This window comes from Pleionea sediminis, from assembly GCF_007570825.1.
In the GTDB taxonomy this organism is placed as follows: Bacteria; Pseudomonadota; Gammaproteobacteria; order Enterobacterales; family Kangiellaceae; genus Pleionea; species Pleionea sediminis.
This window is the reverse complement of sequence record NZ_SUNB01000001.1, coordinates 2236226-2257435: the sequence shown is the minus strand read 5'-3', so window position 1 is coordinate 2257435 and position 21210 is coordinate 2236226. Positions and strand designations below refer to the sequence as shown.

The window sequence follows — 21210 nt, the reverse complement described above, 5'->3', positions numbered from 1 at the left end:
ACACTCAATCTAAAGGAACTCATCAAAAGAAACAAATGATTAAATATTGAATGTTTATTGTTTATTTCAAAAGGAGGTTCCAATACTCACGTAGACCTCCTCCCCACCAATTAAAGGATCAAGAGCTTCGGCATACCCAAGCCGAACATTGATAGGCAAATAATAAAATAACCGAAATTGTGAAAGAATTTCGACACCTCTGGATTCGTACTCCCGATCTCGTAAGTTAATAGAAGGATAAGCATTAACTACTGCGTCTCGATGACCATACACCCGAGCTTTATCGTAAAAAAACTTTCCTGAAACTTCCTCTATACCAACCGGTGGAGACATTAACGTTCTTTCAATGTGCCATATTGGAAAGCGCCACTCAGCAGAAAATAGCCTCAAATGCCGACCAGTTAGAAAGTCACTAAAATCGGGATATCCGCGGAACGCATATCTGTCTTCAATGAATGAGTTAGAAGAAATAAAGTAAGGAGCACTAAAATTTCCTCCTGCTCTAAATGGCTTTGTATCTAATTCACCACTACCAGCAAGAAACCGAAGAGCAAGCACATTTTCTTTGTAAAGCTGAAAAAACTCTCGCCAATCGACCAGCGCTTTGTTACCAAGAAAGTCACTATCAAACAAGTCACCCGTTCCAACTGCAAATTTAACCTGTCGACCATCGCTAATACTTATCGAACGTAAATAATGATTTGTTGAATCATAAGCAATTCTTAAACCACCTAAAATTTCATTAGTATCACGAATAAACAACAGGTCATCCTGATACCAGAGATACTGTCTTTCGGTGTCAGAGCCTATTGCTAATTCAAAATTCCATCGCGACTGTATCGATGATATAGGAAAGCTATAACTCATCAGAACATCTGTGTTTTGCTCAACAAAATCGGATGTTGAGTCAATATCATCGTCATTAATGTCATGATAGTGTGAGAGTGATAATCGAAAGCTATGGTCATACTGATAGCTCATCAAAATGTTCGGTAGGTATCTTTCTAACTCAATGCTTGCAGCAACTTGGTAGTAATGATTTTCAAGAGCGTCCTGACCATTCGTAGATGCACCTATTTCTAAGGTATTATCATTACCGATTGCAAATGGTGTCCAATAAGTTGGCTTTAATGTTTTGAGCGGAGAGTAATCGGATATTTTTAATGGCTTGTTTTTATCATAACTAATTTTAGCTTCTGGCTTAATAGTTATTTCATTTTGACCAATGTTATTTTGAAAGTTGACAACTTGTTTTACTGGTGAATACTTTACAATTTCATATCCATAGGCTGTATATTCTAAGCTATATACTTTTTCATTTAGTACATCATGTTGAAATAAGCTGGCGTTAGTAAAAGCATTAAGTAGATAAAGCCGATTATCTGCCATATCAAAGTCGTACAATTGATATCGTCCACTTCGGTCACTTGAGAAGCGAATTACATCATCACTTATAAAGCTCGCATAACGTTGATTGGCTTTATCACTGATAACTTTTCGCCAACGTTTATTAACTATGGCGAACTCTTCTATATTCGCTCTGTTTTCATCGACTCTCTGAACGCTTGCTATTAACTTTTCGTTTTTTGAATCAATATCAATGCCAGATACCACTCTAAGATCCGGACTTTTCCAAATCATCTTTAAATGTTTGCCCGAAGAATCCAATTGATCGATCTGAAACTTTCCAGATTCGGCCTTTAGAGCATAGATAAACTTACCATTTTTTGACCAGATCGCTTCAGAATACCGTGAGCAGTGCGTAAGTCGATTCAAAGAATTGGTCTCTGGCATAAAAATATAAAGATCAAAATATAAGTTATATTCATCACATACTTCGGGCTGAGCAATAAGCACCCCGTTAGAAGAGTGATAATCAAGCGAAGCCAACGAATTCAATTCAATTAAATGCTCAATGCTTTCATCCTTATTAATTCTTGATAATCGAGGCTCGTGATATCCATCATAACCAGACCAATAAACGGCACCTTTCCCATCGCTAGCAATATCAGACTTGAAAAAACCGTCTTTCGTTAAATTTCGTAAATGAAGATGAGTATCATTTTGGAACTTTGTTTTTAAATAAATATTAAACGCTTGCCAAAGTTCCGTCATATCTTTTCCGATAACATTATTCGCATTTGTATTTAATAAAAAAGGAAAAATATTATCGCCATAATTAGAAATATATTGCTGAACTTTTTCGTTACCAAATTCACTCTCTAAAAATTCAAAAAAATAATAACCATACAAATATCGAGCATTGAGAGGCCAACTGGGACTTGACATATTAATTTCATCGATCGATTTAAAACCATGCTCAACTTCTTCTTGCATCATCATTTTAAACAACGTACTTTGACCGCGACCTATTCTCTTTTCAAAGTCAGTTTCTTTATAAGTTGCGAAGCCCTCAATTAACCAACTAGGCTGATACGCATTTGGGAACAAAAGTCCATGTCGACCGAAGATGCGCCGTAAAAACTTGGGCGCTCCTTCCGTTTGGTCCAGATGTAAAATATGAGTATATTCATGTGTAATTAGCATCGATAACCAAGAGTGAAAATCCATGGCTCCAGCTTCTGGAGGATGGACAAATAGAACTGAGCGGTTAAAAGGAAAAGGAGTCGCATAGCCATTAGCGACATCAGTATGGTCAGAAAGTATTAAATGAGTTTTCTCATCTGGCTCCCACAACAATTGCTTTTTTAGTTGACGATGAATTTGCTCAGCTTTATTTGCGGTTTCTTTGGCTAGCGCTTCGTCATTTTCCGAGAAATGAATGTAAAAGTGTTCACTCTCGAGTGTTTTCCAATTCAAAGAAGGCTCTAAAGACCAGGTATTACCTATAAAAAAAATGAATATCCAACGAATAAGCTTTAACAACTGAATTTCCTACAGGGTATTTAAAAATTTGAACTAATAATGATACTTTCCAAAAGCTTTGCCAAGCATTACTAACAAAAAAGGCGACCCAATGGTCGCCTTTTCCTAAGATAGATTGAAACATTAAGCTTCAGAGTTGGACTCTTCAGCTGGTGTTTCTTTTGCAGGAGGATCGAGAAGTTCTTTCATACTTAAACGCACACGACCTTGACGGTCAACCTCCAAGACTTTTACTTTAACAACGTCACCTACTTTCAAATAATCAGTCACTTTATTTACACGTTCGTGAGCTATTTGAGAAATATGTACCAGTCCGTCTTTTCCAGGCTTAATAGCGACAAAAGCACCAAAGTCCGCAATACGCGAAACTTTTCCGTCGTAGACCGCTCCAGGCTCAATTTCTTCGACAATATCTCTCACACGTCTTTCCGCTGCGTCGCCTGCTGATTTATCAACAGCAGCTATACGAACAGTACCATCATCGTCGATTTCAATTGTTGCGCCAGTTTCTTCCGTAATGGAGCGAATGGTAGAACCACCTTTGCCGATAACTTCTGAAATTTTCTCAGGGTCAATTTTCAATGAAGTAATACGTGGCGCGTAAGATGAAATTTCACTACGGTGAGTATTAATTGCCTCATTCATAGTCTTTAGAATGTGCAATCGACCTGCTTTTGCCTGATGTAAAGCAACTTCCATGATTTCTTTGGTGATACCCTCAATTTTGATATCCATTTGAAGTGCAGTCACACCTTGTTCACTACCAGCCACTTTAAAGTCCATATCGCCGAGATGATCTTCATCACCTAGGATGTCGGAAAGAACAACGTATTTCTCGTCTTCTTTCACTAGACCCATCGCAATACCCGCAACAGGAGCTTTAAGAGGAACACCCGCATCCATCAACGCTAAACTTGTTCCACACACAGAAGCCATCGAGCTCGAACCGTTTGACTCAGTAATTTCAGAAACGACTCGAAGTGTGTACGGAAAATCGCTTGATGAAGGAACAACGGCTTGAAGCCCGCGCTTTGCTAATTTCCCGTGTCCAATTTCACGTCGCTTTGGACTTCCTACCATTCCGGTTTCACCAACACAGTAAGGAGGGAAATTGTAGTGCAACATAAAGGTGTCTTTTGACTCACCTAACAAGCTATCAATGATTTGAGCATCTCGCTCAGTTCCCAAAGTAGCAGTAACTAACGCTTGAGTTTCGCCTCGAGTAAATAGTGCTGAACCATGAACTCTCGGTAGAACGCCCGTTTTTACATATAAAGCACGAATCATATCGTTGTCACGACCATCAATTCGTGGCGAACCATTAACGATACGCGAACGAACAACAGATTTTTCGATACTGTGGAACATATCTTTAACTTCGTCTGCTGTTGGGCCATTTTCATCATCTGCAATCGCTTCGACGGCTTTTTCGCTAAGCTCAGACAATTTATCTTTACGAGCCATTTTATCGGCAATTTGATAAGCCTCGGTAACTTCTGACTCAACGAGCTCAGCAACCCGAGTTTTGAGAGAGACGTTTTCAGCTTCTGGCTGCCAATCCCAAGCTGGCGTTGCCACTTCGCTTGCAAACTCCTGAATAGCCTTGATAGCTACCTGCATTTCAGCGTGTCCGAACATAACAGCACCTAACATCACAGATTCAGACAGTTCTTTAGCTTCGGACTCAACCATTAAGACAGCGTCTTCTGTACCAGCAACAACCAGGTCAAGCTCGCTTTCGCTAATTTCGCTCATTGCAGGATTCAAAATGTATTCACCATTTTTGTAACCAACACGAGCAGCACCAATCGGTCCGTTAAACGGGATACCAGAGGTTGAAAGCGCTGCAGATGTCCCGATCATAGTTACGATATCGGGCTCGACATCTGGATTGATCGAAACAACGGTTGCAATAACTTGAACTTCATTTTTAAAACCATCAGGGAATAGAGGACGAATTGGGCGGTCAACCAAACGAGCAATCAAAGTTTCTCGTTCTGAAGGACGACCCTCACGCTTGAAAAAGCCACCAGGGATTTTTCCGGCTGCGTAAGTTTTTTCCTGATAATTAACGGTAAGAGGGAAGAAATCTTGACCTTCTCGAACTTCTTTTTTACCAACGACAGTGACTAGAACAGTCGTACCATCAACATCAACTAACACTGCGCTCGATGCTTGACGAGCGATTTCTCCAGTTTCCAAAGTAACCTTACGGCCACCAAAATCAAAACTTCGTTTTATAGGATTCACATATTTTCCTTAATTGCTTCATGCAATATTTTTATCATGATAAAAATCCTCAAAAGTTGAGTTGCGATGTTTTTAGACTAACCAGAAAGTGGTTGCTTTCTATTAACTGCGATGTCTTTGAATAAAAAACAATCACTTTCTGGCTAAAAACCAATGGGCAACCTAACAAATGGGATGTGTTTCAAAAGTGCATTTAGATAATAGCAAAAAGGGGCTTGAAAAGCCCCTTTCTTTCAATCTCTTATCGACGTAAGCCTAGCTTGCCGATTAGGTCAGTGTAGCGTGTTTGATCTTTCTTCTTGAGGTAATCAAGAAGTTTACGACGCTGACTTACCATTCGTAACAAACCACGACGAGAATGATGGTCGTGCTTGTTTGCTTTGAAATGATCTTGTAGATGGTTAATTTGCGCAGTTAATAACGCAACTTGAACTTCTGGAGAGCCAGTATCACTCTCACCACGACCATGTTCAGCAACAATGCTTGCTTTCGCTTCAGCACTTAAAGACATAAATTTATCTCCATTTAGTGACAATAATAAAGCCCTGAACCGATCACTAATTCAGCACAGAACTGTATTTCCGGCGCGATTTTAACTGACATAGCGCCTCAGAGCAAGCGCTATTGGTAGCTACTAAGCGGGTTTGAGACGATAATACTGACCAAAAAGCTGATTCAAACTTCGCTTAACTTCTCCTTGCTCTTCCAACTCAAAGCCAACTTCCGTAAGCTCTTGAAACCATTGTGAATTTTCATCAAATCTTTGATAAACCTTTCGCTGTTGCTCCAACAGCACACGATTCAACCAAATATCTTTGAATAATTTAAAGATCTTAGGTTTTCCGTCTTTGAATCGCTCCTGATTGACCGACAACACGAATTGGCAAACTTCTAAAAGCTGCTTCAATATCGGAGAAACTCGGCTCATTAGACTTTTACTAAGCTCCTGATACAACTCTCTGCAAAAAACTTGCATTTCTCTTTGACTCGCATCATTTCTTACAAACTTCTTTAGCCGAGAAATAGCATTAAGTGAATCCAATAATTTATACTGCTCAAACTCTTGGTTGAGAGACTGTCTAGCCATGGCGGTATCAGGGTGTGCAACGAGAATAAGTTCACCTTTACTGGCTAATCCTTTCGCCAGATTATTTAGCAAACCAATATCATTCAAATACTCTAATCCGAATTGAGAAAGTATTAGATCAAATGAATGCTCCTCAATACTCAACGCCTGAATATCTGTTCCCGACAAAAACTCAATTTTTGAGACGAGTGACTCAAACTCTGGATACCTTTGAATTACGACTTTAGGATCAACTTTCGCCAAATCAACCGCTGTAATTTTAAAGTTTTTATTAAATTCACTGCTGAATTCTGCTGCTAATAAAGCGATTGCTCCGTTACCACTACAAACATCAAGAATTCGTGCATTGTCGGGTGCGTTTTCAAAGATAGAAAACCAAAAGGATTTAATGCCTTTGTCATAGTTTTTTGCAAACTCTGCCGGATAAGTGGTCAGATAACCTTCCGCCCAAAAACTCGCCCACAAGTCCAAACTTTTTCCTGCCATATCACTTCTTATTAACAAAATACCAAACGCAGTATTTTACACATTTTCGATGTTTCTCCCAGCAGAATTCAATATACCAGAAGCAGATAATTCAAGGTGAGACACAAATTCTTACAGCTATTAAAGAAAATACGCACATTGATCTGATTAAATAATAACATTAAAGGAGTGAGAATAACGATGTCTGAAGAATTACTTAAAATTCCCTATCTATTTGCTATTGGTCAAGGCATCTTAATTGCAGTTTCACTACTCATTCAAAAAAGTGTCAGCCGAAAAGCCAATTACATTTTGGCGATATTTATTAGCGCAATGATATTACCCTTATGGCAAGGCTTTATACAACTTGGACCTGCCGAGCTATTGCCTTTATCCATTCCCCATTTGTTTACCTTCCTCCCTTGGTTATACGGACCCTTGTTGTATCTCTATGTCGCTTTAAAGTGTGAACCGAATTCTGTATCCAACAATAGGATTGTTTTACAGCTCGTTTATCTTATTTATCCAGCGCTATTTGTCACATTTTTCCCTTTTTGGTCATCTCTAGTTGGTACTGAGAATTTAATATCAATAACTTGGGCACTCATTTTTACTCAGATGTTAGTACATATTGTGCTAAGTATTAATATACTGAGACGTTATCAAACCGTACTTGCAGAGAATTATTCTTCAACTGAGAAAAGAGATCTTCAGTGGCTTACCAACTTGGTTATAGGATTTTGTATTATCTTTGCTCTCGATATGTCGATATTTTATTTAAAGAATTTTTTCGATATTGATAATGGTTGGTACTTTCATACTTTTGTTTTCGCTGAAAGTCTTTATATTTTTACAATAGGCTTATTTTCTTTGCGGTACCGCTCGGCGCCCTCCGAACAACTCGTTACTCCAGAAATCAAATATGAAAAATCAAGCTTGAATGCTCAAGTTGCATCAAAATTAGCAGACAGCATTCAAAGCTTAATGGCTGAAGAAAAGCTATTTCTAGAAAACGACCTTACATTGCAAAACTTAGCAGATAGACTGAATGTAACAACTCACCATTTATCTCAGGTTATTAACGAACATCTAAATGTTTCTTTTTACGAACTCATCAATCAGCGACGAATACAGCATTCAAAAGTCTTATTGAAAAACGGCCAAACTAGATTCACCATTCTTGATATTGCGCATGAAGTGGGGTTTAACAATAAAACCTCATTCAATAATGCCTTTAAGAAATACACAGGGATGACGCCTTCGCAATATCGTCAGAGTCAGGCGGCATGAGTTAACAAATTGATACAATTACAGTATTCAATATTTTTTTATTTAAATTCAATAAATTAAATAAAAAGTAAATGTTTTCCCGATAAATGTTGACGTTAACATTTATCTAAATTGTCTATCCGCTGAAGCTATTTTTATAAATTATATTTAACTTTTAAGCAATTGAGCCAAACTCATGAATAATGAAAATAGTTCTAACTTATTAAAAATAGGAAATCTAATATTATGTGCCGACACACATAGTCTAATAATCAATGAGCAGCATCATCGATTGCGAAATAAGCTTTTTCAATTATTAGTATATTTAATCGATAAACGAAATACGCTTGTCAGCAGGAAGGAGCTCATTGATGCCATTTGGGATGGAAATTACTACATTGGTGAAAAAGGTTTAACTCATGCTGTATGTATTTTGCGAACAAAATTAAAAGAAGCCGGTGATAGCGGATTAAGTATTGAGACCATCCCCAAAACTGGCTATCTACTTAAAGTCAAAGGAGTCAATTCGGCTCAAACAAAAAGCAAAGAAAGTGATTACGACCCAACTTCAGATATCGATACATCGATTCCAGACTGGTGGCCACAAAATTTGTCAAAGTTAATGACAGGTATCAATCGCGATTAGCAATGACTCTTTTGGGAGCTAGCTGCAGTTCATCATCAATTGCGGCTACACCTAAAAACCTATGATGCTCATCGTAGACTCGAATAACAGGGTGATGTTCAAGCTCGGAATCAGTAACGGTGACTGACTGTCCTTGAAGAAAATAAAAAGCAGAGTCATGGTCCAGTTCAACAGATGGATAACCACTCAATGCTTCGTCACTTGGTAGCAAAAGTTCATCCATCTCGGCAAATTTATCATCATCCCTCAAGCTTTGAATATCAGCGATAGAAATCATATTATCTGTCTTGAAATGTGCAACCCACTCTCTTCTTAACGCTATGACATGAGCACCACATCCCAAAATCTCTCCAATATCCTCGACCAAATTTCGAATGTAAGTTCCTTTACTGCACTCCACAAAAAGTGAAAATTCATTACCGTTATATGACTCGAGTTCAATTCGATAAATATGAATTGCACGAGCTTTACGTTCTACTTCAATTCCTTGACGAGCCAGCTTATAAAGAGGTTGACCATTATGTTTGAGAGCAGAAAACATCGATGGAACTTGCATCGATTCACCCAAAAAAGATTTCACAACATCAAGCAGCTGACTCTCGGAAACATTCACCTCTCGGCGTTCCCTAACTTCTCCTTCCGCATCAGCAGTCGTTGTAGTTTCTCCAAGTTTTCCTGTAACCCGATAGGATTTATCGGAGTTTAAAAGATATTGAGAAAACTTCGTGGCTTCACCGAAACAAATGGGCAACATGCCGCTGGCCAGAGGATCGAGGCTTCCAGTATGACCAGCTTTGGCCGCATTATAGAGCCGCCGTACCTGTTGCAGAACTCTATTCGAAGATTCTCCGGTCGGTTTATCCAACAGAAGAATTCCATCTAAAGAACGACCTTTACGTTTTCGCGCCATATTATGAAATTAGAATTGGTTACTCTGTATCAGATGGTTGGTCTGAATCTTTTGATCGGGCTTTCTTGATTAACGACGACATCGCCTGCCCTCGAGAAAGAGAGGTATCATGAACAAAGTGTAGTTGAGGAACAACCCTCATTCGAACTCGACCAGCAAGACTCGAACGAATAAATCCTTCAGCTTTATCAAGAATTTTTAAAGCCTGTTCGACTTCTTCGGGTTCATCTTTACCCAAAAATGAAACAAAAACCTTAGCATGTTGAAGATCGCGAGTCATTTCAACGGCTAATACCGTTGGCATACCGACACGCGGATCTTTAATTTCTCGCTGAAGTATTTGCGCCAACTCGCGTTGCAGTTGCTCTGCAACGCGTTCTGTTCGACTAAACTCACGACTCATATACTAACTTACCTGTAAAAAAGACGAACAAACTAAATCGTTCGAGCAACTTCGATGATTTCGAAACATTCGATTTGATCGCCTTCTTTAACATCATTGTAATTCTTAACGCCAATACCACATTCCATGCCGTTACGAACTTCTTGTACATCATCTTTAAAGCGGCGAAGTGACTCAAGTTCACCTTCATAAATCACCACGTTATCACGAAGTACACGAATAGGATTGTTTCGCTTCACATACCCTTCAGTAATCATACAACCAGCGATAGCACCGAATTTTGGCGATCGGAAGACATCTCGCACTTCAGCAAGACCAACAATTTCTTGTTTACGTTCTGGTGACAACATTCCAGACATTGCAGCTTTAACTTCATCAATGACATCATAAATAACGCTGTAATAACGTAAGTCAACACCTTCTGCTTCTGCCGCTTTTCGACCCGAAGAATCAGCACGAACGTTGAAACCTACGATAAATGCATTAGACGCTGCAGCAAGAGAAACATCCGTTTCCGCAATTCCACCAACACCAGTTGCAATAACGTTAACGACAACTTCGTCCGTCGATAAATCGTTAAGAGAATTAACAATTGCCTCAACCGAACCTTGAACATCCGCTTTAACAATAACACTTAAAGTCATCTTGTCGGCTTCAGTCATGTTAGCAAACATGTTCTCAAGCTTAGTTTTTTGTTGGCGAGCTAGTTTCGCGTCTCGATCTCTTTCTTGTCTTGACTCCGCTACTTCACGAGCTTTACGTTCACTTTCTACGCTCAACATCTCATCACCAGCTGATGGAACACCTGAAAGCCCTAAAACCTCAACTGGCATTGAAGGACCAACAGAATCTACCATCTTCCCAGTATCATCAACGAGAGCTCTAATTCGACCATAATGATGACCGGCCAGCATAATATCACCACGATTGAGAGTTCCAGATTGAACCAGAACAGAAGCAACCGCACCACGCCCTTTATCGAGGCGAGCTTCAATTACAATTCCTTTCGCGTGACCTTCCGCAGATGCTTTCAACTCTAATAATTCAGCTTGTAGTGATATTGCATCTAATAAGTCATCAATACCTTCACCGGATTTTGCGGAAACGTGAATAAATTGAGTATCACCACCCCAGTCCTCTGGAAGCACGTCATATTTAGAAAGCTCCGTTTTAACGCGATCAGGGTCAGCTTCTGGCTTATCCATTTTATTGACCGCTACTATCAGTGGCACGCCCGCAGCCTTCGAGTGCTGAATGGCTTCGACGGTTTGCGGCATAACGCCATCATCAGCAGCAACAACGATAATTACAATATCTGTCGCATTTGCACCTCGCGCTCGCATGGATGTAAATGCAGCATGGCCAGGAGTATCAAGAAATGTAATACCGCCTCTATTGGTATCAACATGATAGGCACCAATGTGCTGAGTAATACCACCGGCTTCACCATCAGCAACTTTTGTTGAGCGAATATAATCCAATAAGGATGTCTTACCGTGATCAACATGCCCCATGATAGTCACTACAGGAGCGCGCGGAGTTCCTTCGCCTTCACCCTGGCTTTCAGAAGCTCTTGTAACTAACTCATCTTCAACAGACACTTCTGCTTTTGCTACCGCTTTGTGACCAAGCTCTTCGACAAGCAGTATTGCTGTATCTTGATCTAAACTCTGGTTTATCGTTGCCATAGTGCCCATTTTCATAAGTGCTTTAATGAGCTCCGCAGCTTTAACCGACATTTCTTGTGCTAATTCACCAACGGTGATTACTTCGGGGACTTGAACTTCGATAACTTTTTTATCCATAGGTTTCGAAAAGCCATGTTGCAACGCTTTAGGCGCTTTTATCGGCTTAGCCGACTTAACAGTGCTTTCAACTTTTTCTGGTTTACGTCGGCTTGATGAATATCGACTGATGATGTCATCATTGTCGCCTTCCTTATCATTAGACCCGCGCTTTTTCTTTTTACGTTTCTTTTTCGGCTCCGCAGCACGAATATCTTCTTCAACCCGACCCGACTTTTTCCGTTGTTCTAAACGAGCTTTCTTTTCAGCTTCTCTTTCTCGCTCTTCTTCAGCAGCTTTGGCCTTGGCTTCTTCCTCTGCCTTCTTACGTGCCTGGTCGGAGATACGGGCTTCGACTTCTTTGCGAGCCATAGCTTCTGCCTGGGCTTTCATTTGTGCAGCGATTTCAGCTTTGGCAGCTGCCGCAGCATCTTCCTCAGAAACTGGCTCTGATTGCCCAGCTTCTGATTCAGTAGCTTTTTCTTCAGGTTCAGCTAAAGTTGATTCTTCAGGAGCAGCCTCTGGCTCTGCTTTTTCAGTAGTTTTAGCTTCAACCTCGGCAGCTTCGACTTTATCTTCTACAACGTCTTCTTTTTGAGGCTTCTTCTCAACTACCGTATCTTCTTCAGGCAAAACAGGCTTTTCTTCTAGCTCTGGTTTAGCTGAAGTCTCTAATGACTCTGCCGCACCTTTCTTAACGTAGGTACGCTTTTTTCGTACAGCAACCGTTACCGTTTTTGATTTTCCAGTAGAGCCCGTTACTTTTAGTGAGCTTTTTTTGGTTCTTTTTAAAGTGATCCGCTTAGGTTCACTGTCTTGTTTCTCGCCGTGACTTTGCTTCAAGTAAGTCAGCAACGTTTGCTTCTGCTCATCTGAAACGACATCATCCGGATTCGACAATTCGAGTCCGGCGCTTTTCAATTGGTCCAGTAGTTTATCTACAGGAGTGCCAACGGTTTCAGCGAGTTTAGCGACTGTTACTTCTGACATTCGTTATGGCCTCCAGATTATGATTCATCATTTTCAAACCAGGGAGCCCGAGCAGCCAGAATTAATTTTCCAGCTCTTTCTTCGGTCATACCCTCTACTTCCATTAACTCGTCTACGGACTGTTCCGCCAAATCTTCCATACATTGAATTCCCATTCCTGCTAACTGAAATGCTAACTGCTTGTCCATACCTTCCATATTCAGCAAATCTTCAGCTGGTTCGGTAGCATCCAGTTTTTCTTCTGACGCAATTGCCTTAGTGAGCAATACGTCTTTGGCTCGAGACCGTAACTCTTCAACCAGGTCTTCTTCAAATCCATCGATTTCCAGCATCTCAGCAAGAGGAACATAAGCAACTTCTTCTAAAGTTGTAAATCCTTCCTGTACAAGAACCTCAGCCAGCTCTTCATCAACGCCTAACTCATCGATGAACATCGTAATAATTGACTCACTTTCAACCGTATTTTTCTCATCGAAATCAGCTTCAGTCATTACATTTAATGTCCAGCCAGTCAGCTCGCTTGCTAACCTAACATTCTGACCAGAACGACCAATCGCCTGAGCTAACTGATCTTCTGCAACAGCTATATCCATACTATGTTTGTCTTCATCAACCACTATTGATGCTACTTCAGCAGGTGCCATTGCATTGATGACATATTGTGCTGGATTGTCATCAAATAAAACGATGTCAATTCGTTCGTTATCTAGCTCACCGGATACCGCCTGAACACGAGAACCACGCATGCCGACACAAGCACCGACAGGATCAATACGCTTGTCGTTCGTTTTCACTGCAATTTTCGCACGAGAACCAGGATCACGAGCAGCGCCTTTTAGTTCAATTACCTCTTCGGCAATTTCTGGCACTTCAATGCGGAAAAGCTCGATTAACATTTCGGGACGAGTTCGACTAACAAATAACTGAGGGCCTCTCGCTTCTGGTTTAACTGCGTACAATAAACCTCTTACACGGTCACCAGTACGAACAGACTCTCGTGTAATCATTTCTTCACGTGGCACAATAGCTTCCGCATTGTTGCCTAAATCTAGAATAATACTGTCACGATTGGCCTTCTTCACAACACCTGTGATGAGCTCGCCTACACGCCCTTCAAAAGCACGAACAACTTTCGCTCGCTCTGCTTCTCGCACTTTTTGCACAATGACTTGCTTTGCTGTTTGAGCAGCGATTCGCCCAAACTCTATGGACTCAATTTGCTCTTCAACATATTCACCAACCTGAATTTCAGGCTCTTCAACTTGCGCTGCAGATAAACTAATTTGGGTAAATGGCGACTCTAAGCCTTCATCGGTATCTGCAACAACTTCCCAGCGACGAAAAGTATCATACTCACCCGAGACTCGGTCGATGGCGACCCGAACTTCGATTTCACCACCATTCTTTTTCTTGGTTGCTGTCGCAATGGCTGCTTCTAAAGCCTCAAAAATTAATTCTGGCTCAACATCCTTTTCATTGGATACAGCATCAACTACCAATAAGATTTCTTTACTCATAGGTTAAACCTCGGTTGTACTCACTTCTCGTCACCAAAATCGGGGACAACTCTTGCCTTATCAATGTTGTCAAAAGCAACGGTAAACACATGACCATCCACATTCAGTGAAATTTGATCGCCCTCAACAGCTTGCAACACACCGCGAAAATTTCGGCGTCCTTCAACGGGTGTATGACTTCGCAACTTTACCTCTTCTCCTTGGAAGCGTTCAAAGTGTTCAAGTTTAAAAAGAGGTCTGTCCATTCCAGGTGATGAAACCTCCAGGTTGTAATGCCCAGATATAGGATCTTCAACATCTAAAACAGCGCTCACCTGCCTGCTAACATCGGCGCAGTCATCAATAGTTACACCGTTTTCGCTATCGATATAGACTCTTAAGACAGAATGGCGACCATCTGCCACGTACTCCAGGCCCACAAACTCGCAACCTACAGCTTCCACTGCAGGCTCAATCAGTTTGTTAAGCTCAGCTATCATCGCCACTGTTAAAACCTCTCTCAAACTCCAAAAACAAAAAATGGGCTACAAACGCCCATTTTTCAAACAACATCTGGGCGGCAAACCGCACCGATATTTTCAATTTGCCTAAGAAAAAGCCCCATAATAACGGGGCTTTTTCTATAAAAACCTGTTGGTAGCGGGGGCCGGATTTGAACCAACGACCTTCGGGTTATGAGCCCGACGAGCTACCAGACTGCTCCACCCCGCATCAAAGTGCCGGAATTTTAACGAATACGGGCAAGAATCACAAGTATAAGACAGAATTAGTCGAAAAACTCTCTTGATAGAGATAATTATACCTTTTAAAGCTCAATTATCAGACAAATCTTTAGCACTAAGTAGGTAACAACTTAAAAACTACAAGAATACATTAATCTATATTCAAACAACGAAGCCTGACTTGAGCAGAAGTTTCAATCGATATGCAAGAAACAATGCCAACTGGCATTAAGAGAACTAGTCTGAAGCACCCGTTTGATTAACATGATGCAAATAAACGTCTTGCTGAGGAAACGGTATAATGAGTTTTGCATTATTAACCGCGTCATAAACCTGCTCATTTAATTCGTCACTAATTTTACCCCGCAATTCAGGATTAGGTACCCAGCACAACAATTCAAATAACAGTGCCGAATCACCAAACGAACGGAATCGAACTCTCGGCTCGGGATCTCGACAAATAGAAATGTTCTCTTCCGCAACACTCATTAACACCTTTCGAATGAGTTGAACGTCTGAACCGTAAGCTAATCCGATTTGCACACGAATTCTGTATTTTTCATATGGACCTGCTGACTCGTTGATTATTTTACTATTTCCCATAATGGAATTAGGAATTGTGACCTCAACATCATCTCTAGTGAGAATTCTTGTGCTTCGAATTCCTATATGAGTAACCTTTCCACGCTCTCCACTGTCCAAAACAATATAATCTCCAATTGAATAAGGAGCATCTGCCATGATAAAAACGCCAGCAAATAAATTGGCCATGGTATCTTTAGCAGCTAATGACATTGCTAAACCAAGAATACCCGCAGAAGCAATGATAGGACCGACATTAATATCCCAAACAACAAGAATAAAATAAGCGCCTGTTGCAATCGCTGCTATAAAAAGTAAGTTTTCAAATAAAGGCAAGGTTTTAGCTTGTACAAAATGAACCTTATCTTCCTTTTGAGCTGTATAGCTCAACGCATAACGAGCCACTCGATAAACAAAAATCCCCCACAAAAATACTGCGAGAGTATATTCAATGGACACAATTATGGTTAACCAAAACTCTTCTAGAGGAATGCTCTTTAGTGCAAAATAAATAGCTATGAATAAAATACTCCAACGCACCGGAGATTTTAAATTTTGAACTAATAGATCATCGAGTTTATTTTTTGTTTTAGAAGCCCCCAACCAATGAAGGTGATGAAAAATAAAAGTCGAGAATGAAGATACGAAAACGCCTGCAAGCAGCCATAAGGTTGCCCGCACCCAAGGATGCGGTAACCATTCATTTATAAAGTCTACGAAGATTTGATAAAACTCAGCCATAATAAATCATCCAAAAGCGAGTACACAATAACGGTAAATGCTGTCAGGAATTAATCCTAGTATTAACAGTGCGAGACAATTAAATGTAATTGCAAAACGAATACTCCGACTGGGAAGAAAGAGAAACTCTCGATCAGGCTCATCAAAATGAACAACTTTTATAACTCTTAAATAATAATAAAGTCCTATCACTGAAAACAGAATAGCGTACACGGCGATTTTCCAATGCCCATCGGCCACTAACGCCCTAAAAATCTCTAGTTTCGGCCAAAAACCAACAAATGGAGGAATACCAGCCATAGAAATCATCACAAATGTGAGCATCAACGCATACCATGGATTCTTCCTTCCTAATCCTTTAATGTCTTCAAGAGTTTCATATTCATAACCGATACGACTGAAAAACATTAACAACCCAAAAGCCGCTAATGTCATTAAAGAGTACACTAAAATATAAAACATAGATGCCGAATGACCACCTGCCTCAGGAACATAAAACCCAAGAATAAAATATCCCATATGACCAATACCTGAGTAGGCAAGTATTCTTTTTAAATTATTTTGTGCAATTGCAACTAAGTTACCTAAAGCAATTGACAGCATTCCGGCAATCAGTATTAGTTGTTGCCAATCGGCACTTAACGGCTGAGCTCCCTCTACTAAAAATCGAAAAGCAAAACCAAACCCAGCTACTTTCGGTGCACTGGCAACAAAAGCAGTAACCGATGTTGGTGCACCATGATATACATCAGGAATCCACATATGAAAAGGAACAAGCCCGAGTTTAAAAGCAATACCGGCGACAACAAAAATTACAGCAAATTTTGCAACCAAAGAATGTTCCGATAAATTTGCAATAACATCCGACATTGAATCCAATTGCAAATGTCCGGTTACACCATAGAGTAAGGACATTCCATACAATAAAAAGCCAGATGCAATCGCCCCTGTAACAAAATACTTAATTGCTGCTTCAGCTCCTAGTTGGCTATTTCGCTCCATGGCAATCATGGCATATAACGTTAGAGAAAGTAATTCGAGCCCTAAATACAAAGTTAACATGTGATTCGCAGATACCATAATCATCATGCCTAGGGCAGCGAAAACAGATAAACTGTAATACTCGCCTCTTAAAAAACGTCTTTCTCGTATATATGCTCGTGCATAGACTAATGAAACACCGGTTATTAAAATCAATGCTACCTTAAGGATCTGGCTAAGATAATCGACAACAAATGTACCATTGTAAGTAATTGTCTTTTCCTGCCAAATATTTCCGATTAGATAAAGAATAATGACGGCAAAACCAATTTGAGTCACTAAATAACAGGTTTGCTTTTCTCTATTTTTCGAATAGAGATCAATCATTAAAACGATACACGCCAAACAAAGTGTCAGCACTTCAGGAATTAACGGATCAATATTGAAAGAAGTCATTCAGAACACATTCCTTCTAAGGAAAGCTTACTTTTTACACCACAATTAACTAATTGCTCGACAGATGCATTCATAATATCCAACAATGGAGCAGGCCAAATGCCTATCAACAGAACCAATATTGCCAATGAAACCAAAACACAATACTCACGAGTTGTTACATCATTCAATGAAGCAATATCTTTATTTTTTGGCTCTCCAAACATGACACGACGGTACATCCATAAGGAATAAGCCGCACCAAGTACCAAGGTTGTACCTGCTAGCAAGGCATACCAGGGAGTTACCTGAAATGAGGATAAAATGACAAAGAACTCACCAACAAATCCTGAGGTTCCTGGTAGTCCAGCATTAGCCATAGCGAACAACAAGAATAGAGCGGCAAACTTAGGCATTGCATTTGCAACACCGCCATAATCTTCGATCTTACGGCTATGAATTCGATCGTAGAGAACACCTATGCACAAAAACAATGCACCGGAAATAAAACCATGAGAAATCATTTGTATTAAACCACCTTGAATTCCCATAACTGCAGCATCAAACCTTCCATTTTCGATCAATGAAAAAACGATAAAAAATCCGAGTACAACAAATCCCATATGTGCAATTGAAGAATAGGCGATTAATTTTTTCATATCCTTTTGAGCAAGTGCGACAAAACCAATGTAGACAACAGCAATTAATGCCAACACTATTAAAGTTTCTGACCAATACATTGACGCATCAGGAGTAACAGGCAAACTAAAGCGAACGAATCCGTAGGTGCCCATTTTCAGCATGATTGCAGCTAATACAACCGAACCTCCGGTTGGAGCTTCAACGTGCGCATCCGGTAACCAAGTATGCACTGGCCACATGGGTACCTTAACAGCAAAGGCAATTAGAAATGCCCAAAATAAATAATGTTGAACCTCAAGAGACATTGGTAATCGTTGCATGTCTCCAATACTGAAACTTTTGGCCTCGATACCAAGATAAATAAGAGAAACCAACATGAGCACTGAGCCAAGAAAGGTGTAAAGAAAAAACTTAAGCGTTGCATAAACTCGATTTGGCCCCCCCCAAATTCCTATCACCAGGAACATTGGAATTAACATCGCCTCCCAAAAAACGTAAAACAAAATTGCGTCTGCTGACGCAAAAACACCATTCATTAATCCACACAACATTAAAAATGCGGACATGTACAATGCAACCCTATGTTTAACTGAGTTCCAGCTGCTTAAAATGACTACGACGGTAATAAAAGAAGTAAGAATAATAAGCGGTAAAGAAAAACCATCGACGCCTAAGTAATATTGAATTTTTACCGACTCGAACCAAGATTCTTGCTCAACGAATTGCAAAGCATGAGACAAGGGATCAAATGCCAAATAAACAGGAATAGTGAGAATAAGTGTGGAAGTAGCAATAAGAAGCGCAATCCATTTACTGGCTTTTTCTTTTGACTCACCAATCGTAAACAGCAATATTGCCCCACCAATAATGGGTAACCAGATCAATAAACTAAGCCATGGGACTTGGTAGATCATATTCTTTCCTGTTTTTATTTATTCTACAAATGGCCAAGCAATCCAAGAAAAGCCCAATAACAAACCAATAAGCATCATAAGTGCATAATGATACAAATAACCGCTTTGTATTTTCCGAACTATTTCGGCAAAAAAGCCTATCGTTTTTGCACTCCCATTAACGAATAAGCCATCAATTAACTTTTCATCTCCTAACTTCCACAAGCCTTTACCAGTTGATAGACCAAATCTGACAAGAACTTTTTGATTAAAAGCATCAAAGAAATAACCTTTATCAAGAATCCAACGTATGGATGACAATGGCCCTGTCAAGTTTTCAGTAAACTTTGGATTAATTACGTACAAATAAAGTGCCGTTACAAATCCTAACACGACGAACAAGAAAGGCAGTGTTTGAAAGCCATGGATAGAGAAAGACCAAATACCCGTGAACTCTCTGGAAAATATAGCCAACGTGTCATGTTCCGGCAGTACACTAATTGCGCCCTTGAAAAAGTCGCCGAATAAAAGAGGCTCCATGGTCCACCAACCGATGATAATCGAAGGGACTGCCAAAATAACTAATGGTACCGTGACAACCTGAGAAGATTCCTGTAAATGCCTTCTGGTGTGTTCACTCATTCTCTCTTTGGTATGAAACACCAAGAAATACAATCGAAAACTGTACAGCGAAGTTATAAAGACTCCCACCACCAAACAAAAATATGCGAAATCTGAGCCAGCGAGACTAGACGCATGTACCGCTTCAATAATTGCATCTTTAGAATAAAATCCGGAGAAGAATGGCGTACCTACTAAAGCAAGAGTCCCGATCAAAGAGGTAATCCAGGTGACACGCATGTATTTTTTGATATTACCCATTTCTCGAATATCCTGAATATGATGCATGCCAATAATAACGGAGCCTGCCGCCAGAAATAATAAGGCTTTAAAAAATGCATGAGTCATCAAGTGAAAGATCCCTGCTGCATATGCCGATGCGCCCAATGCAGTGACCATATAGCCCAATTGAGACAAAGTCGAATAAGCGATCACTCGCTTTATATCGTTTTGCACAATGCCTAAGAAGCCCATCAATAAAGCTGTAGTTGCACCTATCACCATCACAAAAGTAAGAGCCGTCTCTGACAACTCAAATAAAGGAGACATACGAGCAACCATAAAAACACCCGCGGTAACCATAGTGGCAGCATGAATTAAAGCAGAAATTGGAGTTGGGCCTTCCATTGAGTCGGGAAGCCAGACATGTAAAGGAACTTGGGCCGACTTACCCATAGCTCCAATAAACAAACAAATACAAATGAAAGTTATTACGGACCACTCACCAAGACCAATTGACATTGTCGGCTGTGACATCGCCAAAGTATCTACCTGAGCAAAAACATTAGCGTAATCTAAGGTTCCAAAATAATGCAGAATAGCGGCAATTCCAATTAAGAATCCGAAGTCGCCTACTCGATTCACTAAAAAAGCCTTTAGGTTTGCAAAAACAGCAGAGTCTTTCTTAAACCAAAAACCAATTAATAGATATGAAACTAAGCCAACGGCTTCCCAACCAAAAAACAATTGTAAAAAGTTATTGGATAAAACCAGCATGAGCATGGCAAAAGTAAACAAACTAATGAAGCTGAAAAATCTTTGATAGCCAGGATCATCCTTCATATATCCCATGGTATAAATATGGACCATTAAAGAAACAAAAGTGACAACGCATAACATCGTCGCAGACAAAGAGTCCAATAAGAACCCTATCTCTAACGATAAATTACCAAGAGAACCCCATTCATAAATAGTTAGATTTAAACTGGGAATCGTTTCATTAATCATTCCCCACATTACTTGAAACGACAAAACACAAGAAACACCCACACCAGAAATAGTCACAATGTGTGCGCCACGTCGACCAATTTGATTGCCCCATAATCCAGCAATAATTGAACCGAACAAGGGCATTAAAACAATGGCAAGTAATGTATTCTCCATTAT

General features: G+C 40.0%; 15 protein-coding genes and 1 tRNA gene. 2 read left to right on the top strand and 14 right to left on the bottom strand.

From position 1 onward, the window contains the following. Positions 1 to 66: 66 nt before the first annotated feature. The 4 genes from FAX86_RS09365 to FAX86_RS09350 all read right to left on the bottom strand — a co-directional run bounded on the left by FAX86_RS09365 (position 67) and on the right by FAX86_RS09350 (position 6709). Complete coding sequence (locus tag FAX86_RS09365; RefSeq protein WP_144393057.1) at positions 67 to 2886, bottom strand: hypothetical protein; 2820 nt, start codon at positions 2884 to 2886, stop codon at positions 67 to 69. Positions 2887 to 3009: 123 nt separating this feature from the next. Then, entirely contained in the window at positions 3010 to 5136 is a 2127-nt protein-coding gene (pnp, locus tag FAX86_RS09360; protein WP_144393056.1) for a polyribonucleotide nucleotidyltransferase, read from the bottom strand. Between the two features lie 241 nt (positions 5137 to 5377). Beyond that, positions 5378 to 5647, bottom strand: a complete 270-nt coding sequence (rpsO, locus tag FAX86_RS09355) for a 30S ribosomal protein S15 (protein ID WP_144393055.1) — start codon at positions 5645 to 5647, stop codon at positions 5378 to 5380. A 123-nt stretch (positions 5648 to 5770) separates the two neighbouring features. Then, positions 5771 to 6709, bottom strand: a complete 939-nt coding sequence (locus FAX86_RS09350) for a methyltransferase domain-containing protein (RefSeq protein WP_144393054.1) — start codon at positions 6707 to 6709, stop codon at positions 5771 to 5773. Between the two features lie 180 nt (positions 6710 to 6889). Here FAX86_RS09350 and FAX86_RS09345 point away from each other — a divergent pair, with 180 nt between their 5' ends. Together FAX86_RS09345 and FAX86_RS09340 are read left to right on the top strand one after the other, a co-directional pair. Continuing rightward, the gene (locus tag FAX86_RS09345; protein ID WP_144393053.1) at positions 6890 to 7978 is read left to right on the top strand and encodes a helix-turn-helix domain-containing protein; all 1089 of its coding nucleotides are present in this window, start codon (positions 6890 to 6892) and stop codon (positions 7976 to 7978) included. Positions 7979 to 8153: 175 nt separating this feature from the next. Continuing rightward, the gene (locus tag FAX86_RS09340; RefSeq protein WP_144393052.1) at positions 8154 to 8603 is read left to right on the top strand and encodes a winged helix-turn-helix domain-containing protein; all 450 of its coding nucleotides are present in this window, start codon (positions 8154 to 8156) and stop codon (positions 8601 to 8603) included. Here FAX86_RS09340 and truB read toward each other — a convergent pair. From truB to nuoL, 10 genes are all read right to left on the bottom strand, one after another. Further along, positions 8590 to 9513 (bottom strand): tRNA pseudouridine(55) synthase TruB, encoded by a 924-nt coding sequence (truB, locus tag FAX86_RS09335; protein WP_144393051.1) that lies wholly within the window; start codon positions 9511 to 9513, stop codon positions 8590 to 8592. The genes FAX86_RS09340 and truB overlap by 14 nt on opposite strands. A 19-nt stretch (positions 9514 to 9532) precedes the next feature. Then, positions 9533 to 9916, bottom strand: coding sequence for a 30S ribosome-binding factor RbfA (gene rbfA / locus FAX86_RS09330; protein WP_144393050.1), 384 nt, complete (start codon positions 9914 to 9916; stop codon positions 9533 to 9535). Between the two features lie 32 nt (positions 9917 to 9948). Then, positions 9949 to 12690, bottom strand: a complete 2742-nt coding sequence (gene infB / locus FAX86_RS09325) for a translation initiation factor IF-2 (protein WP_144393049.1) — start codon at positions 12688 to 12690, stop codon at positions 9949 to 9951. 17 nt (positions 12691 to 12707) lie between these two features. Beyond that, complete coding sequence (gene nusA / locus FAX86_RS09320; protein WP_144393048.1) at positions 12708 to 14207, bottom strand: transcription termination factor NusA; 1500 nt, start codon at positions 14205 to 14207, stop codon at positions 12708 to 12710. Between the two features lie 20 nt (positions 14208 to 14227). Beyond that, the gene (gene rimP / locus FAX86_RS09315; protein ID WP_144393244.1) at positions 14228 to 14686 is read right to left on the bottom strand and encodes a ribosome maturation factor RimP; all 459 of its coding nucleotides are present in this window, start codon (positions 14684 to 14686) and stop codon (positions 14228 to 14230) included. Positions 14687 to 14841: 155 nt separating this feature from the next. Continuing rightward, positions 14842 to 14918: transfer RNA gene (locus FAX86_RS09310), tRNA-Met, on the bottom strand. Between the two features lie 248 nt (positions 14919 to 15166). After that, positions 15167 to 16252: a mechanosensitive ion channel family protein gene (locus FAX86_RS09305; protein ID WP_144393047.1), complete on the bottom strand. Its 1086-nt coding sequence runs from the start codon at positions 16250 to 16252 to the stop codon at positions 15167 to 15169. Between the two features lie 6 nt (positions 16253 to 16258). Continuing rightward, a complete protein-coding gene (nuoN, locus tag FAX86_RS09300) occupies positions 16259 to 17689 on the bottom strand; it encodes an NADH-quinone oxidoreductase subunit NuoN (protein ID WP_144393046.1) in 1431 nt (476 codons plus the stop codon). Further along, complete coding sequence (locus FAX86_RS09295) at positions 17686 to 19224, bottom strand: NADH-quinone oxidoreductase subunit M (protein WP_144393045.1); 1539 nt, start codon at positions 19222 to 19224, stop codon at positions 17686 to 17688. The genes nuoN and FAX86_RS09295 overlap by 4 nt, the downstream gene beginning before the upstream one ends. 18 nt (positions 19225 to 19242) lie before the next feature. Continuing rightward, on the bottom strand, positions 19243 to 21207 hold the full coding sequence (gene nuoL / locus FAX86_RS09290) for an NADH-quinone oxidoreductase subunit L (protein WP_144393044.1): 1965 nt from the start codon (positions 21205 to 21207) through the stop codon (positions 19243 to 19245). Positions 21208 to 21210 lie beyond the last annotated feature (3 nt).